Raw genomic sequence first — 16,301 nt, forward strand, 5'->3', positions numbered from 1 at the left:
CCCGCAATGGTCAGCCACGGAGGGTCAAGGTTTCGGACAGCCCCGCCCTATTGCTGCGCTGCAACTACCACAAATCGTCTGGCCCGTGCCGTCTCAACGCCGCAATTCCGGCCGATGTTTGGTTAACCCCTCCTACAGGTGCGTAATGCGGTCTCAGTCACAGAACCGTCCCGGTTTCATCCATTTCCTGCCGCTGATGTTCGGCCTTGTCGCCGCTGCGGTCTTCGCGACCGGGATTTTCCTTCAGCTGTCCGAGAACCGGGCGCGGGCCGAACGCGCCGAAGCTTTCCTGCAAGGTCCACCCGCCGTTGCCGACACAGACGAATTCGACCCCGCGCGCCACGTCGGCATGGGCGGGGAAGTCGTGATCACGGTGCAACTCGACATCGACGCTGCGGCGCCGCTTCCCGCCGTGACGGAAGGCGGGCCGACTGCCCTCTACGTGCCGATCTACGCCGCCGATGCGCTCGACCCCGACCTCGCCGATCCGTTCGGGGCTGCCATCTTTACGGCGCCCAATTTCACCGATGGCCGCGTCAGCGCCGACAGCCTGCGCGATACGGCGACCGAGTTCGGGGCCATCGGCCCTGTCGTCTATCTGAACGGACGCTACGGCGGCATGGAATCCTGGGCGCCGTCGCTCGAGAGGATCGGCGTAGAGCCGACCGCGCTGCGGCACGTGATCTATCCGTTCGTCGACGGTCGCCGTGTTGCGCTGCTGCCGTCCGAAATCGTGCAGCCGACCATCTTCGGACAGATGTCCAAGATCGCCGGATGTTTTGGCCTGCTGGCCCTCGCCGGCCTTGCGCTCAAGGGGCGGCGGGAAGATGACGATCCATCCGAGGCCGGGCAGGGGGCGGTCGACGACACCGACAACCTCGACACGCTGCGGCTCGATCTGGCCGATGCGCCGGACAAGGACCGCCCTCGCTCCCCGGTGCGGGGGATCATGCTGGCGCTGTTCTCGCTATTGATGGCGCTGGTGATCGGGCATCTCGCGATGCCGGTGCTGTTCGACGGCGTCACGAGCCAACTCGGCGGGACGGAGCAGCTGTCATCCCTCGCCGCCGAAGTGCGGATGGGGCTCCGGGTCCTGTGGCTCGCGGCGCGCGACATCTGGGTCGGCGCCATCGCGCTGCGCCCGACTGACATGATTATCGTCGGTCTCGCAGCGCTCGTGCTGATGCTTCTGATCGTGAAGCTGGTGATCCGCATTGCGCGGGGCGGCGACGACGGATCGCACCAGGCGGCCTGACTTCAGAAATTCACGTCGACGTCGGGAAGGTTCAGCGCCTTCATCAGGTCACGAAGCTCCTGCCGCGCGGCAATGTTGGAGATGTTGAGGTTCTTCACCCCGACGTCGCGCAAATCCAGCAGCGTCAGGCCGCGCGGGAACAGCTCCCGGAAGATCACGCGCTCGTTGAAGCCGGGGGCAAGGCGGAAGCCGATGCGCTGCGCCAGCTTGTCGAGCGCGCGTTCCATCTTCTCCTTGTTTACCATCGCCTGTGCGCCGAGACGGTTGCGCACGACGACCCAGTCGATCGGCTCCAGCCCGGCCTGAGCGCGAAGCTGGCGGGCGTTCCAGACCATTTCGGAGTAAACGGAGGGACCGGTAATCGTCTCGCCATCCGTGTCGATGTGGGCGAGCAGATCGAAATCCACGAAGCTGTCGTTGAGCGGCGTGATGAGCGTGTCCGCCAGTGAGTGCGCGACCTGGCTCAATCGCGTGTGGGAGCCGGGGCAGTCGATCAGGATGAAATCGCAGTCCGGCTCCAGCCCCGCCACGGCGGCGGACAGCCGGTGGTCATAGACGTTTTCACCGGGGCCGAGGTTGCTTTGGTCGATCTCGGGCAGCTCGTGGTAGGCCGGGGTCGGAAGTTCGAGGCCCTCCCGTTCGAGATACGCGTTGCGGTTGTTGATGTAACGGCCGAGGCTCTTCTGCCGCAGGTCGAGGTCGAGGATACCCGTATTCTTGCCGAGCCGCGCCAGCGCGGTCGCCACGTGCATGGATACGGTCGACTTGCCCGCGCCGCCCTTTTCGTTGCCGACGACGATGATGTGTGCCACTGCCCGGCCCCCGATTTTCTTGTTGGGGCCACTATATGTAGCGAACGCTGCCGGGAAAAGCACATCGGGCGAGAGTTCGTACATTTTTCGCACGTCCGGCGGGAGTTGAAGCAACAGTCAGGCCGGTCGAATGCACAGGTTCCGGGTCTCGCGACCCGCGAGGATCGCCTATCGGGACAAAGTCACCTTGCCTGGAGCCGCTGATGTCCTTTCAGATCAATGCACTCGACCCCGCGCCCTTCGCCCCCTTGTTCACCATGAGTGAGGCGGAACTCGTCGGACGGCACGCCCGTCGTGTCACCGCGGACAGCGCGCCGGGCTTTCCCTGCCGGGTCAGCATGGCCGACGCCGCCGTCGGCGACCGGCTCATCCTGCTGCATTACGAGCATATGCCGGCGCACTCTCCCTTCCGGGCCAGCCACGCGATCTACATTCGGGAGGGTGCGGAAAGGGCCAGGCTCGCGCCCGGAGAGGTGCCGGAGGTGTTGGCGCGGCGGTTGCTGTCGGTTCGGGCGTTCGACGGCGACGACATGATGGTTGCGGCGGAGGTGGTCGAGGGAACGTCCCTCGGGCCGGTGTTGTCTGACTGGCTGGAGGACGCGGGCGTGGCTTTCGTCGATATCCACTACGCGCGGCCGGGCTGCTTTGCCGGACGCGCCGTTCGTCCCTGAGGGCGCTTCAGCTGTCCGGGTGCTGGTGGTTGCTCGATCTGATCCGCTCCAGCAGGCCTTCGGGGTCGCTGTTGGCGTAGGTCTCGCTCGCCGGCAGATCGTGCAGCGTCGCGACCCAGCCGAGGCGGCTTTCCGTCCCGCAATTCCGTTCGGGCGGCAGACCCTCGGGCTGGTCGAAGCAGCCAGCCAGCACCCCGATATCGCCGGCGTGCGGATAGTCGAAGATCATCGGCGTCCCGCAATCTCGACAGAAGCCGCGCCGCGCGACGTCGGAGCTGGCGAACCACGCGATCTCGCCTTTCGTGACGCGGAAGGCGGCCTTCTCCGTTGGACAGATGACCGCAAACGGACCACCGACCGCCTTCTGGCACATCCGACAGTGACAGGCATGAATGTTGAACGGCATCGCATCGCAGGCGAAGCGGATGGCGCCGCACTGGCAGCCGCCGGTGAGAGGAAGCTTGGTCATGCCCGCGAGGCTATCACCCGGCGGCGCGAACTCCAGAGCCATGCGCGCGTTCTCGCGCGACCCCGAATTTTCGTCGAAAATTCGATAGTAGGGGGCGGCTTGAGATTTGATGAACGGGACAATTCGAGACAGTTCTAGATTGCCTGTTTCCCCGGAGCCGCCCGTCGCCACCGCGCCTCGAGCGCGCGGTCCGCGAACACGCTTCAACGTGCCTCGTCGAACCGCCTACGAAAGCGCTTTCCCACCCCAGAAACGAAAAATGCCGCCCCGAGGGACGGCATTTCCGAAACCAGACGTAGGGTCGGCTCAGAAGCCGAGGCCTTCGTACTTTTTCTTGAACTTCGACACGCGGCCACCGGTGTCCATCAGGCGGGACGAGCCGCCGGTCCAGGCCGGGTGAACGGTGGGATCGATGTCGAGCGAGAGCTGCTCGCCTTCCTTGCCCCAGGTCGATTTCATCTGGACGACGGTGCCGTCGGTCATCTTCACGTCGATGACGTGATATTCGGGATGGATATCCTTTTTCATGTCGCGCTTCCTTGCACCGGCTTCTTGCCATCGTCCTTGGGACGGTAGTTGGTCTGTTCTGCGATACGGGCGGATTTGCCGCGACGCGAACGCAGGTAGTACAGCTTGGCCCGGCGGACCTTGCCGCGACGGACGACCGTGATGTTGTCGATGTTCGTCGAGTAGAGGGGGAACACACGCTCCACGCCCTCACCGAAGGAAATCTTGCGAACGGTGAACGAACCGGCGATGCCTTCGCCGTTCTTGCGGCTGATGCACACGCCTTCGTAGTTCTGGACGCGCGTGCGGGTGCCTTCGGTCACCTTGTAGCCGACGCGGATCGTGTCGCCGGCCTTGAAGTCGGGAATGTCCTTCCCGAGCGAGGCGATCTGTTCCGCCTCGAGTTGTGCGATCAGGTCCATCCGATCGTCTCCTATGCTGCTCGCGGTTGGTCCGCGAAGGTGTCTCGCGTTCTCAGAGCTCCGGTCTTCATCCGGGTCCGCCATCCCTGCCAGTTGCAAGGCGCGCCCGTCGGAGGTTCAGCACGTCGTTTACTTGTCGTCCGCAGCGGCCCGGACTGCGCGGAAGAGGCGCGGGCAACGACGAACTGTCCGGACGACTCGAAAAGAGTCCCGGACGCGCGCGATATACGGCAAGGACGGGTCTGCTGGCAAGCCCCGGAGGGCCGCCGCTTTACGGCCTCGTCTCAAAGGGGCCGGGTCATGCCGACGTGGCTGTGCCGGAAGCCGTGCCGTTCATAGAACCGGTGCGCGCCTTCGCGGGAACGATGCGACTTCAGCTGCATCCCCGAGCAGCCGCGCCCGCGCGCGTAATCCATTGCCCAGCTCAGCATCTGCCCGCCGTAGCCACCGCCACGCAGCGCGGAGTCGACCCGAACGGCTTCGATCGCCACTTTCAGCGCGCCCCGGTTCGACAGGCCGGGCAGAAAGGACAGCTGGAAGGTGCCGACGACTGCGCCGTCGAGCTCGGCCACACCCAGGAACTGATTGGGGTCCGCATCGATCGCGGCGAACGCCTCGCGGTAGGCGGCATCTTCCGCGTTCGCGGGGTCGTCACGGTCCCGGCCAAGGTGATCGTCCGCCAGAAGCCGCAGGATGTCGCGCAGGTCGCCAGACACGGCGCGGCGCACGGTGAGGGCGCTCACTCTTCCGTCCCGCGCTTCGCCCAGAGATCGGGGCGCCGGGCCCTGGTCAGCTCTTCGGCCTGCGCGCGACGCCACTTCGCGATCTCGCCGTGGTTGCCCGACATCAGGACCGGGGGGATCTCGTGGCCCTGCCATTCCGTCGGCCGGGTGTATTGCGGATGCTCCAGCAGCCCGTCGGAAAAGCTCTCTTCTTCCGTCGAGGCCGCGTTGCCGAGGACGCCGGGACGCAGCCGCACGCAGGCGTCGATCAGCACCTGCGCCGGAAGCTCGCCACCTGTGAGGACGAAGTCGCCGAGGCTCACCTCCTCGATCCCGTAATGGTCGAGCACCCGCTGATCGATCCCCTCGAACCGCCCGCAGAGCATCGTGACCCCGTCACAATCGGCCAACGACCGGGCCATCGCCTGATCGAAGGGCCGGCCACGGGGCGAGAGGTAGATCATCGGCATCCGGCCCCGCGACTGGCGGCGGGCGGTCTCTACCGCGCGTCCCACGACGTCGGCGCGCAGGACCATGCCGGCGCCACCGCCGGCGGGCGTGTCGTCGACGTTACGATGCTTGCCCTCGCCGTAGGGCCGCAGGTCAATCGTCTCGAGCTGCCAGAGCCCGTCCTTCAGCGCCTTGCCGGTCAGGCTCTGGCCGAGCAGCCCGGGAAAGGCGTCGGGAAACAGCGTGATGATCTGTGCCGTCCAGGCCTGCGCCAGAGAGGGCCGGTCGGTCATCAGTTCCTGCGGCCGGAGCGTCGGGCGGATGGTCTTGCGACCGTGGGATTTCGGAGCGTCGGACATGCCCGCGTCTCTAGCGCAACGCGGGCGCGTTGCAAGCGGGCTCAGCTCTGCCGGTCGCGTTCGAGTTCGGCGATCAGTTCGCCCAGTTCACCCGCCGCCTCCCAATCGCGGCCGCGCAGTGGCACCAGCTTCGCGAGCAGCGAGGTGCGGTCGACTTCTGCCGCCCGGAACGCGACGAGATCCTCTGCGGCGTAGACGGCGGCCTCGGCCACCGGTGCGGCGGGATCGTCGAGCGCCGCCTCGATCAGCACTTGCGCCTCGGCGGTCGTCAGTGGCGTGCCGTTGCGCAGCATCCGGCCGATGGCGACGAGGCGCAGCGCCCGCCAGATCGGGCTGGCCGCGCGAATGCCGAATTCGGCGAGCGCGATGTCGATCACCCGCCGGTCCACATCGTCGAAGAGCTGATCGAACGGCTCGGCAAAGCGGCTGGCATGGCTCGGGTTGAAGGCGGGATCGCCGATCTCCGCATCATGGCCGTCGAACAGCCTGTCGAGCGCGTCGGGGAGGGCGGCCTGCCGCTCTGCCCGCACGAGGTCGTGGAATTGTGCGAACCGGGCGGCGACGTCTCGCGCGTCGACCTCGTAAGCGCGCATCGTTCCGATCCGGAGCTCCCGCGTAAGGGCGGGACGCATCATGACATCGGACATGTCGAGGAGAACCTGGGGCAGCCGGTCGGCGATCTGGCGAAGGAAGCCCGCGTCGATCGTCCGGAACAATGCGGCGACGGCGCGCTCGACCAGCTCCGGTGGCAGGTCGCGCGGGAAGGTGGCGTCATTGGTCAGCAGCGACAGGATCGCCTGCAGGTAGGGAAGGTGATCGTCGCGAGCATGCAACTCGGCCAGGCGATCGATGAGGGGCGGCAGACTTCGGTCGGGCAGCTCGAGCATGTCCACGGCCCGCTCCACATCCGCCTGATCCGCGCCTTCTTGCGGCATCTCGGACAGCACCATGACGAACGCGCTCTCTTGCCGCCTGTCGCGGTCGAGAGCGGCGCCGAGCCGGGCCAGCCCCTCGTTCACGCGCGCCTGCCGCGCCGTATCAGTCGCCCGAGTCTTCCGCCTGAAGACGAAGACCCCGAGGACGGCGAGGGCGGCAAGCGGCAGGAGGAGGGGAAGCAGGTCCATGACGGCAGCCTAACGCCGCCGCGATGGCGCGCAAACCTTATGTCACGAGGCCGACGATACCGATCAAAAGCAGGATCAGGACGATGACGATGGAAATCAGCAGCGTGGCGCCGGTCAGCGCGACACCTGCGATCCGGCCAAAGCCCAGAATCGCAGCAACGGCCGCCACGGCCAGCAGAATGAAAATCCAGGAGATCATGGTGCACCTTTTCGAGTTACCCTTCGGATGGGGCAACGTCCCATGTCATCAGACGTTCCCTCTGGCCCATCCTCCGACCCCATCTGCCTCGCAGAGCGCGAGTTTCCGTGTCTTCAGCGCATCATTTGCCATGTCTGATCGGTTCAGCCGGAGCAGCTCTTCCGCCAGGGCGCGGTCCGGTCCGCGGTTGCCGTGACCGACCGGCTTCAGCGCGGCGCGGACGTCCTCGGGCAGGGTCAGGTGATCCAGCAACGCGGCCCCCGGCCCGAGCGGATGCGCGGTGGCGGCGGCGAGGTCGAGCGTCGCCACAGAAAGTGGCGCGAGCGCTTCGCCGACTTCGGACGCGGCGCGGGACAGGTCGGCGGCCCCGGCGAGCCGGTCGCGAAACGTCTCCCACCCCTCGGTCAGGCGCTGGCCGATCAGATGGTGGCGCCATGCGCTCCAGAGCCAGCCTTCGGCGTCGCGCGTCGTGTAGATCAGGCGCACCCGATGCTCCGGAAAGCGGTCGGCGAGGTAGCCGGCGATGAAATTCGCCGTCACCGGCGCGGCGGCGTAGCTGTCGACGTCTGGCCAGCCGGGCAGGTGGCCCGACAGACCCTCGCAGGACAGCAGAAGGTGTCGGTCGACGTCGGCGGGCAGCCCCTCGAACGTATCGTCGAGCGCCGTCACGAGGTCGAGCAGCATCAACGGGTTCTGGCTGCGCGAATAGCCCATGCAGAGCTTCGCGGCGGCCCGCAGATGACGCAGCTGGAAGATCTGCACATGGGGCGCGAGAAGCTCGCGGTTGCGCCAGAGCAGATGTTGCATGCTGCTGGTGCCGGTCTTGTGGAAGCCGGGGTGGAGCAGGATATCAGCCATCCCGCTCTCCCGTCAGGACGGCCTTGGCGCGGCGGAGCTCCGCCTTGTCGCTGATCCTGTGGTTCAAGTCGGCGAGCCCTGCCCGGACTTCGGGCGAGTTGCCGCGATTGCTGTGCGTGGCGGGGTGGAGCGCGCGGCGCAGGCTCGGCGGCAGGTCCAGGAGGTCGAGCAGCGGCGCCGCCGGACCGTCCCGGTGGTCGTGGCTGGCGGCGAGCGGGGCTTCGATCACGTCGCAGGGCAGGCGGCGGCGAAGAATGGCGAGGCTGGTCGCAAGCGGTGCGATGCTGTCGCGGAAGGTCGCCTCGTCCTCGGTCAGGCGACGGGATCGGAGGATGTGGCCGTGGACGGACGCGGTCCAGCCCGCCTGATCCCGCGTGGTATAGAGAAACCGGATGTCGGCGTCGGGGAAGCGGCGGTGCAGTCCCTCATAGGTGGCGAGGGCCAGCGGCGCGGCGGCGCGGTAGGTCCGGATCGTGCGGCCGAGGACGGTGCGATGTCCCGGCATCGCGCCTGACAGCCCTTCCCAGCTGAGCACGAGCGGGACCGGCTCGTCCGGCAGAACCGACAGCGCGCCGGTCAGCGCTCCACGAAAGGCGCGCATCCGCCACGGGGCGGGGGCACGGCCATAGGCAACGGCGGCCCCCGCCGGGGCCGGCATGTCCTCTTTCAGCAGCAGCCGGACGTGTCCCGAGAGGAGTTGCCGATTGCGGCGCAGGTGGTCCTGCAGGCTTGATGTGCCGGTCTTGTGGAAGCCGGCGTGGACGATCACGAGCCTCTGCCGGCCCGTGGTCATGCGGCGATCCGGGTGCCGTCGGGCGGTTGAGTGGACGAGCCGAGCGATTGGGCAAACCGCAGCAGGTAGCCGTCCGGATCGGTCACGACGAATTGCCGCTGGCCGAGAAACAGCGGACCGGCGCGATACCAGACGTCCTCGACCCCGATGAAATGGCTGGGCACGCGCGCGGCCAGCGTGTCGACATCCTGCACCATGATCTGGAGGTGCATCCCCCGGCCGAGCGGTGGCTCCGCGGGCGCGACCATCCAGCTGGTGGGGCCGATCTCCTCGAGCATCAGCCGGGCGCCATTGAGATCGACGCAGGCGAAACCCTCGCGTTCATAAAGAACGGAGAAGCCGAGCGTGGAGATGTAGAAGTCGAGGCTGCGGGCAAGATCGAAGACCCCGAACTCCGGCATCAGGACCGGGCTCACTCGCCATCCTCCGGGAAGGTGCCGGGGGGCGGGTCGGCGATGATGCGGCCCGCGGTCAGATCGACCGTCGGAACGGCGGCGCGGGTGAAGGGCAGCAACACGGTGGCCTTGAGGCCGGGGCCGTGGATTTCCAGCAGGTCGCCCGCGCCGTGGTCGTGAACGGCCTTCACGGTGCCGAGCAGGCTGCCGCCGGTGTCGTGCACGGGCAGGCCGATCAGGTCCGTGTGGTAGAATTCGTCATCAGGCAGCGAGGGCAGCCGGTCGCGGTCGGCGAGCAGCGCGGTGCCGCGCAGCGCGTCGGCCTCTTCCTTGGTGGTGATGCCGTCGAGCCGGCCGATCAGTGCGCCCTTCGTCTCACCCGTCAGGACAAGCTGGCTGAAGGTGCGGCCCGCCTCGGTGACGAACGGCAGGTAATCGGCGATGGCGCCGGGGTCGGCGCAGAAGCTCTTGATGCGGACCTCGCCCTTGACGCCGTAGGCGCCGGCGATGGAGCCGACCGTGATCTTGTCGCTCACGGGGTTACCCCCATAGCAGTCGCGATGCGGACGTAATCCTCGTCGGAGATGGAGAACTTGCCACCCCGGAAGGTCATGCCCCAGCTTCGCTTGTTGCGCACGAAGGTGAGGTCCTCGAGCATAGGGCGCACGGGGACCTCATCTGCGTCGTCGAAGGCGGCATCCCGCACCCAACGGGTGAGGCCGGGACGCCATTCCTTCTCGTAGGCCTTTTCGCCCGTCACCCGCGCATGGGTGACGAAGGCCTGGACCGGCTCGCCCTCGAAGTCGGACTTCGGGGCGTAGTAGATCACCGTGTCGCCGGGGGAGAGCGACCTGACGAGCGCCTCCTTGCCGTGGCCGAAGGCCACGACGCCGGCTTCGCGGGCCGTCATGGCCTGCATGCGGTGAACCACGCCGATCCAGTGTGCCATCGAAGGTCGCCTTACTCGGCGGAATCTTCGGCGGGCGCTTCCTCGGCCGGGGCGGCGGCAGCCTCTTCGGAGGCTTTGGCTTTCTCGGCGCGGGCCGCAGCGCGTTCCTGCGCGGCTTTGCCGGGCTGGGCTTTCTGCGGGTTGTTGCGCTCTTTCTTGTCGAGCTTGCCGGCGGCCTCGAGGAAGCGGGAGACGCGGTCGGTCGGCTGCGCGCCCTGGTCGAGCCAGTGCTGCACGCGGTCCATGTCCATCTTCACGCGCTCTTCGCTGTCCTTGGGCAGGAGCGGGTTGTAGGTGCCGAGCTTCTCGATGAAGCGGCCGTCGCGCGGCATGCGCGAGTCGGAAGCGACGATCGAGTAGAACGGGCGCTTCTTGGAGCCGCCGCGGGCGAGACGGATTTTCATTGCCATGGTGTAGGTCCTTTCGAATGGCAGGGGCGGATGGGGGCGACCCCCATCCTACGATTTGTGGCTTTCGTGGTGCTTGATGACTTCCTGGATGATGAAGGCCAGGAATTTCTTGGCGAATTCCGGGTCGAGATCGGCCCGGCGCGCAAGGTCGGTGAGCCGTGCGATCTGTTTCTCCTCGCGGACGGGATCGGACGGCGGCAGGTCGTGATCGGCTTTCAGCCGGCCCACGGCCTGGGTGTGCTTGAAACGCTCGCCGAGCGTGTAGACGAGGATCGCGTCGAGACGGTCGATGCTCTCGCGATGCTCGGCCAGCAGGGCTGCGGCCCGCTCATGCGGGGCGGCGGCCGAGTGGGGGCTCGTCTGGTCGGTCATCATGCGATCTCCTGCTGGGGTGCGTCCGGGGCAGGGTGCCGCCAGATGCCGAGTGTGCCGTATGCGTCTGTCTCGAAGGTGCCTTCGAGGGTGCAGCCGAGGCGCTGTGCCAGCCGGACGGAGCGGACGTTGGCGGGGTCGATCCCGCTCATCACCGTGCTCCAGCCGAGCGTGTCGTAGACGAAGGCGCGCGCGGCCAACGCCGCTTCTGCGGCGACGCCACGGCCCTCGGCCTCGGCGAAGACGGTCCAGGCGATCTCGGGCTCCGGCCAGGCTTCGGGCTTGTAGGGGCCGACGACGCCGAGCGGTTCGTCCGTGATCTTGTCCGCGACGATCCAGCGGCCGTAGCCCCGGATCTGCCAATGACCGGCGATGGCGCAGAGCCGGTGAAAGCTCTCGCCCCGCTCGAACGGCCCGCCGACGGTGCGCGATCTCTCGGACAGGCCATAGGTCACGTAGGCCTCGAGGTCGCGGTCCTCGGGCGCGCGCAGGCGGAGGGTGTCCGTCTCGATCGTCGGGATATGACAGCTCACGCCGGTCATGACGCCACCCTCACGCGGTGCCGCAGCACGAGACAGCCGAGCCCGCCGGGCGTCGCGGCCTGAGCGTCGCGTTCCGCGCCGAGGCGTTTGGCCAGCCGCAGCGCCGGGGCGTTGCCGCGGTCGATGTAACTGACGAGCGAGGGCAGATCGGCGATCAATGCGTCCCGCAGCGCGAGCGCGGCCTCGGTCGCGTAGCCCTTGCCCTCGGCGCCGTCGAACAGGAACCAGCCGAGTTCCGGCTCGGGGAAGTCAGGACCCTGGGTGATGTTCACGCCGCCGGCGAGCGTGCCATCTGCAGCTTCGATCATCAGCCCGCCGAAGCCGAAGAACTGCCAGCTTGCCGTGTCGTTGCAGAACCACGCCCACGCGGTCTCCGCCCCGTGCGGGCCGCTCATGAAGCGCGAGCGCGGACCGGCGAGGAAGTCGCGGTAGGCCGGGAAATCCTCGAAGCGGTAGGGACGCAGGGTCAGGCGTTCGGTGCGGATCGTCGGGATCATGGCCGCACCTCGTGCCGGTAGACGAGGTCGCTTGCCGTCGGACGCTCGGCGTCGTCGTCGCGCACCGCGCCGAGCGCTTCGGCCAGCCGGATCGAGCGGCTGTTCGGCGGGTCGATGTAGCTGACGAGCGAGGTGATCTGCGGCTGCACGGTGCCCCATTTCAGCGCGGCGCTCGCGGCTTCGCGGGCGATCCCGCGCCCCTCTGCGGCAGAGGTCAGGCACCAGCCGATCTCGGTCTCGGGGAACCACTCGTGACGGCCGAACCCGACGGAGCCGAGGTAGTCGCCGCTCTCCGTGGCGGTGATCGACCAGTAGCCGAACCCGTGCAGTGTCCAGCCCGCCACTTCGCGCGAAAAGAAGTTCCACGCGTCGGCGCGAGACATCGGGCCGTCCATATACTGGCTGCGCAGGTCGCCGAGGATGGAATACATCCCCTCGAAGTCCGCCGCTTCCGGCGCGCGGAGCGTCAGCCGTTCCGTGGTCAGAACCGGGATCATGGCGCGACCTCCGGGAAACGGTAGACCAGCACCTCGGGATCGACGGGATGACGCGCGCCGTCCGCGACGCCGCCAAGCGCTTCGGCGAGCCGGATCGACTTGGCGTGATCCTCTGCGATGTAGGTTGCAAAGCCGCCGCGGCCGACCTGCGCGCGAGCCCAGTCGAGCATCGCGCGGCTCGCCTCGAGCGCATAGCCCTGGCCTTCGGCGTCCTTGCGGAATAGCCAGCCGATCTCGCGCTCCGGATCGCCGTATTCCTGATCGAGCGAGACGAGGCCGAGTACGGTGCCCTTGCCCTTCAGCTCGACCGTCAGCGGGCCGATGCCGCGCAGCAGCCACGACGCGACGAGTTGGCCGAAGTCGACCCACGCGTCCTCGGGCTCGAACGGGCCGCCGAACCCTTTCGCCTGCTCGGTCGTCCAGATCGGCGACAGCGCCTGCCAGTCCTCGATGCGCGGGGCGCGCAGAACCAGCCGCTCCGTCTCGATCCGGGGCAGGGCGGCGGCGAGGCGCGCGACGAGCGCGGCCGGCGCGCCCGTTGAAGGCTGTTCCCACGGCTGGATCACGGGCGATCCTCCGGGCGGGGATGGCGGTAGACAAGCGTCGGGCTCATACCCGGGCCGATGGCCTCTGGGTCGATGCTTGCGCCCAGCCGTTCGGCCAGCGCGCGGGAGCGGACGTTGGCGGGGGCGATGTAGCTGACGGCGGTGTCCCATCCGAGCGAGCCGAACACGTGGTCGAGTGCCGCCTGCGCGGCCTCGCGGGCGTAGCCCTTCCCCTCGTGGGCGTCGGTGAACATCATCCAGCCGACTTCACGCTCGGGCCAGCCGACGGGATACCACGGGCCGACGAGGCCGATGGCGTCATCACTGCCGGTCTCCGTGACGATGAACATGCCGTAGCCACGGATCTGCCAATGGCCGATCTCGGCGGCGAAGGTCCGCCAGACATGACCGTTCCATTGTTCGCCGCCAGTGTACTTCGCGCGCGGGCTCATCGCGTAGTCGAAGAACGCGGGCCAGTCACGTGCCTCGGGCGGGCGCAGGGTCAGGCGATCGGTGACGAGGACTGTCATTCCGTGTCCTCCGGGGCCGGGTGGCGCCAGATTTCGAGCGTGCGTCCGGCATCGTCGTTCCAGCTGCCATCGCGAAGCGCGCCCAGCCGTTTGGCGAGGCGGATCGACCGGTCGTTGCCGGGCGCGATGTAGCTGACGGCAGTGCGCCAGCCGTAGACCCAGTAGGCGAAGGACAGCGTCACAACCGCACCCTCGAAGGCGAGGCTGCGGCCCTCGTGCGCCGCGTCCCAGACGATCCACTTGATCTCGGGCTCCGGCTGGCCGTCGGGCTGCCACGGGCCGAAGATGCCGACGGGCTCACCCGTTTCGCGGAGTTCGGCGACGAACGGCCCGAACCCACGCGTCGCGCGCTGCGCGGCCATCGCGCGGAAGGAATGATCGGTCGCGCCGGTCTCTTCCGTCCAGCCCTGCGCGCGGGCGCGGTCGGAGCGGTAGAAGGCGGCGTGCGCCGTCGCGTGCGCCGAAGACGGCCGCACGTAGCGCATCTTGCGCGTGGCGAGCGGCAGGACCAGCTCGCCGAGCGGCAGCAATGCGCCGGGAAGGGAGATCGCCTCCTGCTTCATGCGCCGCGCACCTTATGAGCCCGCCGACAGCTCACTTCTTCTTGCCGAAGCCCGAGAGGCCCGAGGGCAGGCCGGCTCCACCACCCAAACCGGGCATACCGCCGGCGCCGGGAGGCATCTGGCCCATCTTGCCGAGTTCGGCCTGTGCGGCGGCCATGTCGTCGGCCGAGGGGCCGCCCTTGCCGGTCATCTGGCGCATCATCTGCTTGAGCGCGCCGCCTTTGCCCATCTTGCCGATCTTCTTCATCATGTCGGCCATCTGGCGGTGCTGCTTGATGAGCTTGTTGAGCTCGCTCACCTCGAGGCCGGCCCCCGCCGCGATCCGCTTCTTGCGGGACGCCTGCAGGAGCTGCGGGTTCGCGCGTTCCTTCTTGGTCATGGAGTTGATGAGCGCGACCTGACGGCGGAGGATCGAATCGTCCATGCCGGCGGCGTCCATCTGCTTCTGCATCTTCCCCATGCCGGGCAGCATCGACATCATGCCTTCCATGCCGCCCATCTTCTGCATCTGCTCAAGCTGCATCTTCAGGTCGTTCATGTTGAACTGACCCTTCTGGAAGCGCTTCATCATGCGCTCGGCCTGTTCGGCCTCGAGCGTCTGCTGCGCCTTTTCCACCAGCGAGACGATGTCGCCCATGCCGAGGATGCGGCCGGCGATACGGTCGGCGTGGAATTCCTCGATCGCGTCCATCTTCTCGCCGAGGCCGACGAAGCGGATGGGCTTGCCGGTCACGGCACGCATCGACAGCGCGGCACCGCCGCGCCCGTCGCCGTCCATCCGGGTCAGCACAACCCCGGACACGCCGATCTTGTCGTCGAACTCTTCCGCGACGTTCACCGCGTCCTGACCGGTGAGGCCGTCGACCACGAGCAGCGTCTCGCGCGGGTTGGCGACGTCGCGCACGGCGGCGGCCTGCGCGATCAGTTCCTGGTCGATGTGCAGCCGGCCCGCGGTATCGAGCATGTAGACATCGTAACCGCCGAGGCTCGCCTGCGTCTTGGCGCGCTTGGCGATGGTGACAGGATCTTCGCCCTTGACGATCTGCAGGGTGTCGACCCCGATCTGCTGGCCGAGGATCGCCAGCTGCTCCATCGCGGCGGGGCGGTTCACGTCGAGCGACGCCATCAGCACGCGCTTGCCCTCGCGATCCTTCAGCCGCTTGGCGAGCTTGGCGGTGGTGGTCGTCTTGCCCGACCCCTGCAGGCCGACCATCAGGATCGGCGCGGGCGGGTTGTCGATCTTCAGCTTGCCGGGATCCGCGTCGCCCTGAAGGACACCGATCAGCTCGTCATGAACGATCTTCACGACCTGCTGGCCCGGCGTGACGGACTTCGTCACCGCCGCGCCGGTCGCCTTCTTCTCGACCGCCTTGATGAAGTCGCGGGCCACCGGAAGCGACACGTCCGCCTCTAGCAGGGCGACGCGGACCTCGCGGAGCGCCGTCTTCACGTCGTCTGCCGACAGGGCGCCCTGTTTCGTCAGGCGGTCGAAGACGCCGGAAAGGCGGTCTGACAGGTTCTCGAACATGGGCGCGGGCCCCCTCGGTCAATTTCGGTCTCGCTCCGCATGTGGGAAGCGACGGATCAAACGGCAAACGCCCCCGTGGGCGAAACTCGCTGACGGGGGGCGATCCCGACGCGGTGCCGGGACCGGAAGCTATTGCACTCCCGGAATTGCGCGCGTCCTAGTCCGCGCGACCGGTTTTGTCAATCCACACGCGCCTGCCGGGACTCCGCCGCGGGGCGAAGCTGTGACAGCCAGTCGTTCATCGCGTCCGCTGCCTTCCGCGCGCCGCGTCCGCTCGAATAGACGTCCGTGAACGGGTGGACGCCCAGGTCCATGCCGCCGGACAGGACGTAGGACATGCGGTGCGTATCCGCGCCGTCGCTGTTGCGGCTCGTTTCGACGACGGCGCTGTCGACCTGGTCGAGCGCGTGGCGCACCTCGGTGTAGCGCAGGACCGTGCGGCGGCGGTGGATCAGCTCGCCCGCGTCGCGGTCGAGGATCAGCTGGTTGCGGCGGATGAACATCGCGAAGAACAGGCCGAGAAACGCAGTGCCGCCCAGTCCGATGCCGAGACCCTGTCCGAGGTTGCCCGACATCAGCCCCTCGGCGCCGATGACGATCATCACCAGCATCAGGCCGACGATGATGAGCCCGAAAACCCATGGCGTGCTTTCGATGACAAGGTAGCGGTCGGTCGACTCGATCTTCATGGGCGCAGGTTAGCCGTGGCCCCGGCATCGGCAAAGAGCGTCGTGAAGGGCGCAGGATGTAAAAAGCCTTGCTCGGAGTTCTTGCAATTGCGAACGAAAACACCTTGATCTGGGCTTGAGTGTGTGACGACGCACTTGGAACG

At 67.5% G+C, this 16,301-nt stretch carries 25 protein-coding genes; 2 read left to right on the forward strand and 23 right to left on the reverse strand.

The features are described from left to right. Positions 1-145: 145 nt before the first annotated feature. Positions 146-1,255: a hypothetical protein gene (locus tag I8N54_RS02240; RefSeq protein WP_140194133.1), complete on the forward strand. Its 1,110-nt coding sequence runs from the start codon at positions 146-148 to the stop codon at positions 1,253-1,255. A 2-nt stretch (positions 1,256-1,257) separates the two neighbouring features. On the opposite strand, the gene I8N54_RS02245 is transcribed toward I8N54_RS02240, so the two are convergent. Next, positions 1,258-2,067 (reverse strand): division plane positioning ATPase MipZ, encoded by an 810-nt coding sequence (locus I8N54_RS02245; protein ID WP_140194132.1) that lies wholly within the window; start codon positions 2,065-2,067, stop codon positions 1,258-1,260. 203 nt (positions 2,068-2,270) lie between these two features. Between I8N54_RS02245 and I8N54_RS02250 the strand changes: the two genes are divergently transcribed. After that, the gene (locus I8N54_RS02250) at positions 2,271-2,738 is read left to right on the forward strand and encodes a DUF1203 domain-containing protein (protein ID WP_140194131.1); all 468 of its coding nucleotides are present in this window, start codon (positions 2,271-2,273) and stop codon (positions 2,736-2,738) included. Positions 2,739-2,745: 7 nt separating this feature from the next. Here I8N54_RS02250 and I8N54_RS02255 read toward each other — a convergent pair whose 3' ends face one another. The 22 genes from I8N54_RS02255 to I8N54_RS02360 all read right to left on the reverse strand — a co-directional run bounded on the left by I8N54_RS02255 (position 2,746) and on the right by I8N54_RS02360 (position 16,158). Further along, positions 2,746-3,249: a GFA family protein gene (locus I8N54_RS02255; RefSeq protein ID WP_198571747.1), complete on the reverse strand. Its 504-nt coding sequence runs from the start codon at positions 3,247-3,249 to the stop codon at positions 2,746-2,748. 264 nt (positions 3,250-3,513) lie between these two features. Next, positions 3,514-3,735, reverse strand: coding sequence for a 50S ribosomal protein L31 (rpmE, locus tag I8N54_RS02260; RefSeq protein ID WP_140194129.1), 222 nt, complete (start codon positions 3,733-3,735; stop codon positions 3,514-3,516). Beyond that, a complete protein-coding gene (gene rplS, locus I8N54_RS02265; RefSeq protein WP_140194128.1) occupies positions 3,732-4,136 on the reverse strand; it encodes a 50S ribosomal protein L19 in 405 nt (134 codons plus the stop codon). Before rplS ends, rpmE begins: the two co-directional genes overlap by 4 nt. Before the next feature lie 284 nt (positions 4,137-4,420). Further along, on the reverse strand, positions 4,421-4,879 hold the full coding sequence (locus I8N54_RS02270) for a GNAT family N-acetyltransferase (protein ID WP_197097614.1): 459 nt from the start codon (positions 4,877-4,879) through the stop codon (positions 4,421-4,423). After that, positions 4,876-5,667 carry a tRNA (guanosine(37)-N1)-methyltransferase TrmD gene (gene trmD / locus I8N54_RS02275; protein ID WP_140194126.1) on the reverse strand — a complete coding sequence of 264 codons (792 nt, stop codon included), beginning with the start codon at positions 5,665-5,667 and terminating at the stop codon, positions 4,876-4,878. Before trmD ends, I8N54_RS02270 begins: the two co-directional genes overlap by 4 nt. A gap of 41 nt (positions 5,668-5,708) precedes the next feature. Next, a complete protein-coding gene (locus I8N54_RS02280; protein ID WP_140194125.1) occupies positions 5,709-6,791 on the reverse strand; it encodes a hypothetical protein in 1,083 nt (360 codons plus the stop codon). A 37-nt stretch (positions 6,792-6,828) separates the two neighbouring features. Beyond that, entirely contained in the window at positions 6,829-6,990 is a 162-nt protein-coding gene (locus I8N54_RS02285) for a DUF1328 family protein (protein WP_140194124.1), read from the reverse strand. Positions 6,991-7,038: 48 nt separating this feature from the next. Beyond that, complete coding sequence (locus I8N54_RS02290) at positions 7,039-7,848, reverse strand: hypothetical protein (protein WP_140194123.1); 810 nt, start codon at positions 7,846-7,848, stop codon at positions 7,039-7,041. After that, positions 7,841-8,641: a hypothetical protein gene (locus I8N54_RS02295; protein WP_140194122.1), complete on the reverse strand. Its 801-nt coding sequence runs from the start codon at positions 8,639-8,641 to the stop codon at positions 7,841-7,843. The genes I8N54_RS02290 and I8N54_RS02295 overlap by 8 nt, the downstream gene beginning before the upstream one ends. After that, on the reverse strand, positions 8,638-9,057 hold the full coding sequence (locus I8N54_RS02300; RefSeq protein ID WP_197097532.1) for a bleomycin resistance protein: 420 nt from the start codon (positions 9,055-9,057) through the stop codon (positions 8,638-8,640). The genes I8N54_RS02295 and I8N54_RS02300 overlap by 4 nt, the downstream gene beginning before the upstream one ends. Beyond that, the gene (gene rimM, locus I8N54_RS02305; RefSeq protein ID WP_140194121.1) at positions 9,054-9,572 is read right to left on the reverse strand and encodes a ribosome maturation factor RimM; all 519 of its coding nucleotides are present in this window, start codon (positions 9,570-9,572) and stop codon (positions 9,054-9,056) included. The genes I8N54_RS02300 and rimM overlap by 4 nt, the downstream gene beginning before the upstream one ends. Beyond that, positions 9,569-9,985 (reverse strand): EVE domain-containing protein, encoded by a 417-nt coding sequence (locus tag I8N54_RS02310; RefSeq protein WP_140194120.1) that lies wholly within the window; start codon positions 9,983-9,985, stop codon positions 9,569-9,571. Before I8N54_RS02310 ends, rimM begins: the two co-directional genes overlap by 4 nt. A gap of 11 nt (positions 9,986-9,996) precedes the next feature. Beyond that, positions 9,997-10,395, reverse strand: coding sequence for a 30S ribosomal protein S16 (gene rpsP, locus I8N54_RS02315; RefSeq protein WP_140194119.1), 399 nt, complete (start codon positions 10,393-10,395; stop codon positions 9,997-9,999). Between the two features lie 48 nt (positions 10,396-10,443). Beyond that, on the reverse strand, positions 10,444-10,767 hold the full coding sequence (locus tag I8N54_RS02320) for a chorismate mutase (protein WP_140194118.1): 324 nt from the start codon (positions 10,765-10,767) through the stop codon (positions 10,444-10,446). Next, on the reverse strand, positions 10,767-11,309 hold the full coding sequence (locus I8N54_RS02325; protein WP_140194117.1) for a GNAT family N-acetyltransferase: 543 nt from the start codon (positions 11,307-11,309) through the stop codon (positions 10,767-10,769). The genes I8N54_RS02320 and I8N54_RS02325 overlap by 1 nt, the downstream gene beginning before the upstream one ends. Beyond that, complete coding sequence (locus I8N54_RS02330) at positions 11,306-11,806, reverse strand: GNAT family N-acetyltransferase (protein ID WP_140194116.1); 501 nt, start codon at positions 11,804-11,806, stop codon at positions 11,306-11,308. Before I8N54_RS02330 ends, I8N54_RS02325 begins: the two co-directional genes overlap by 4 nt. After that, complete coding sequence (locus I8N54_RS02335; RefSeq protein ID WP_140194115.1) at positions 11,803-12,303, reverse strand: GNAT family N-acetyltransferase; 501 nt, start codon at positions 12,301-12,303, stop codon at positions 11,803-11,805. Before I8N54_RS02335 ends, I8N54_RS02330 begins: the two co-directional genes overlap by 4 nt. Next, the gene (locus I8N54_RS02340; protein ID WP_140194114.1) at positions 12,300-12,869 is read right to left on the reverse strand and encodes a GNAT family N-acetyltransferase; all 570 of its coding nucleotides are present in this window, start codon (positions 12,867-12,869) and stop codon (positions 12,300-12,302) included. The genes I8N54_RS02335 and I8N54_RS02340 overlap by 4 nt, the downstream gene beginning before the upstream one ends. Next, positions 12,866-13,378 carry a GNAT family N-acetyltransferase gene (locus I8N54_RS02345; protein ID WP_140194113.1) on the reverse strand — a complete coding sequence of 171 codons (513 nt, stop codon included), beginning with the start codon at positions 13,376-13,378 and terminating at the stop codon, positions 12,866-12,868. The genes I8N54_RS02340 and I8N54_RS02345 overlap by 4 nt, the downstream gene beginning before the upstream one ends. Then, positions 13,375-13,941 carry a GNAT family N-acetyltransferase gene (locus I8N54_RS02350; protein WP_140194112.1) on the reverse strand — a complete coding sequence of 189 codons (567 nt, stop codon included), beginning with the start codon at positions 13,939-13,941 and terminating at the stop codon, positions 13,375-13,377. Before I8N54_RS02350 ends, I8N54_RS02345 begins: the two co-directional genes overlap by 4 nt. 31 nt (positions 13,942-13,972) lie before the next feature. Further along, the gene (gene ffh / locus I8N54_RS02355; protein ID WP_140194111.1) at positions 13,973-15,469 is read right to left on the reverse strand and encodes a signal recognition particle protein; all 1,497 of its coding nucleotides are present in this window, start codon (positions 15,467-15,469) and stop codon (positions 13,973-13,975) included. Positions 15,470-15,648: 179 nt separating this feature from the next. Next, positions 15,649-16,158, reverse strand: coding sequence for a hypothetical protein (locus tag I8N54_RS02360; protein WP_140194110.1), 510 nt, complete (start codon positions 16,156-16,158; stop codon positions 15,649-15,651). Between the last annotated feature and the right edge of the window lie 143 nt (positions 16,159-16,301).

It is taken from the genome of Pelagovum pacificum, assembly GCF_016134045.1.
In the GTDB taxonomy this organism is placed as follows: Bacteria; Pseudomonadota; Alphaproteobacteria; order Rhodobacterales; family Rhodobacteraceae; genus Oceanicola; species Oceanicola pacificus_A.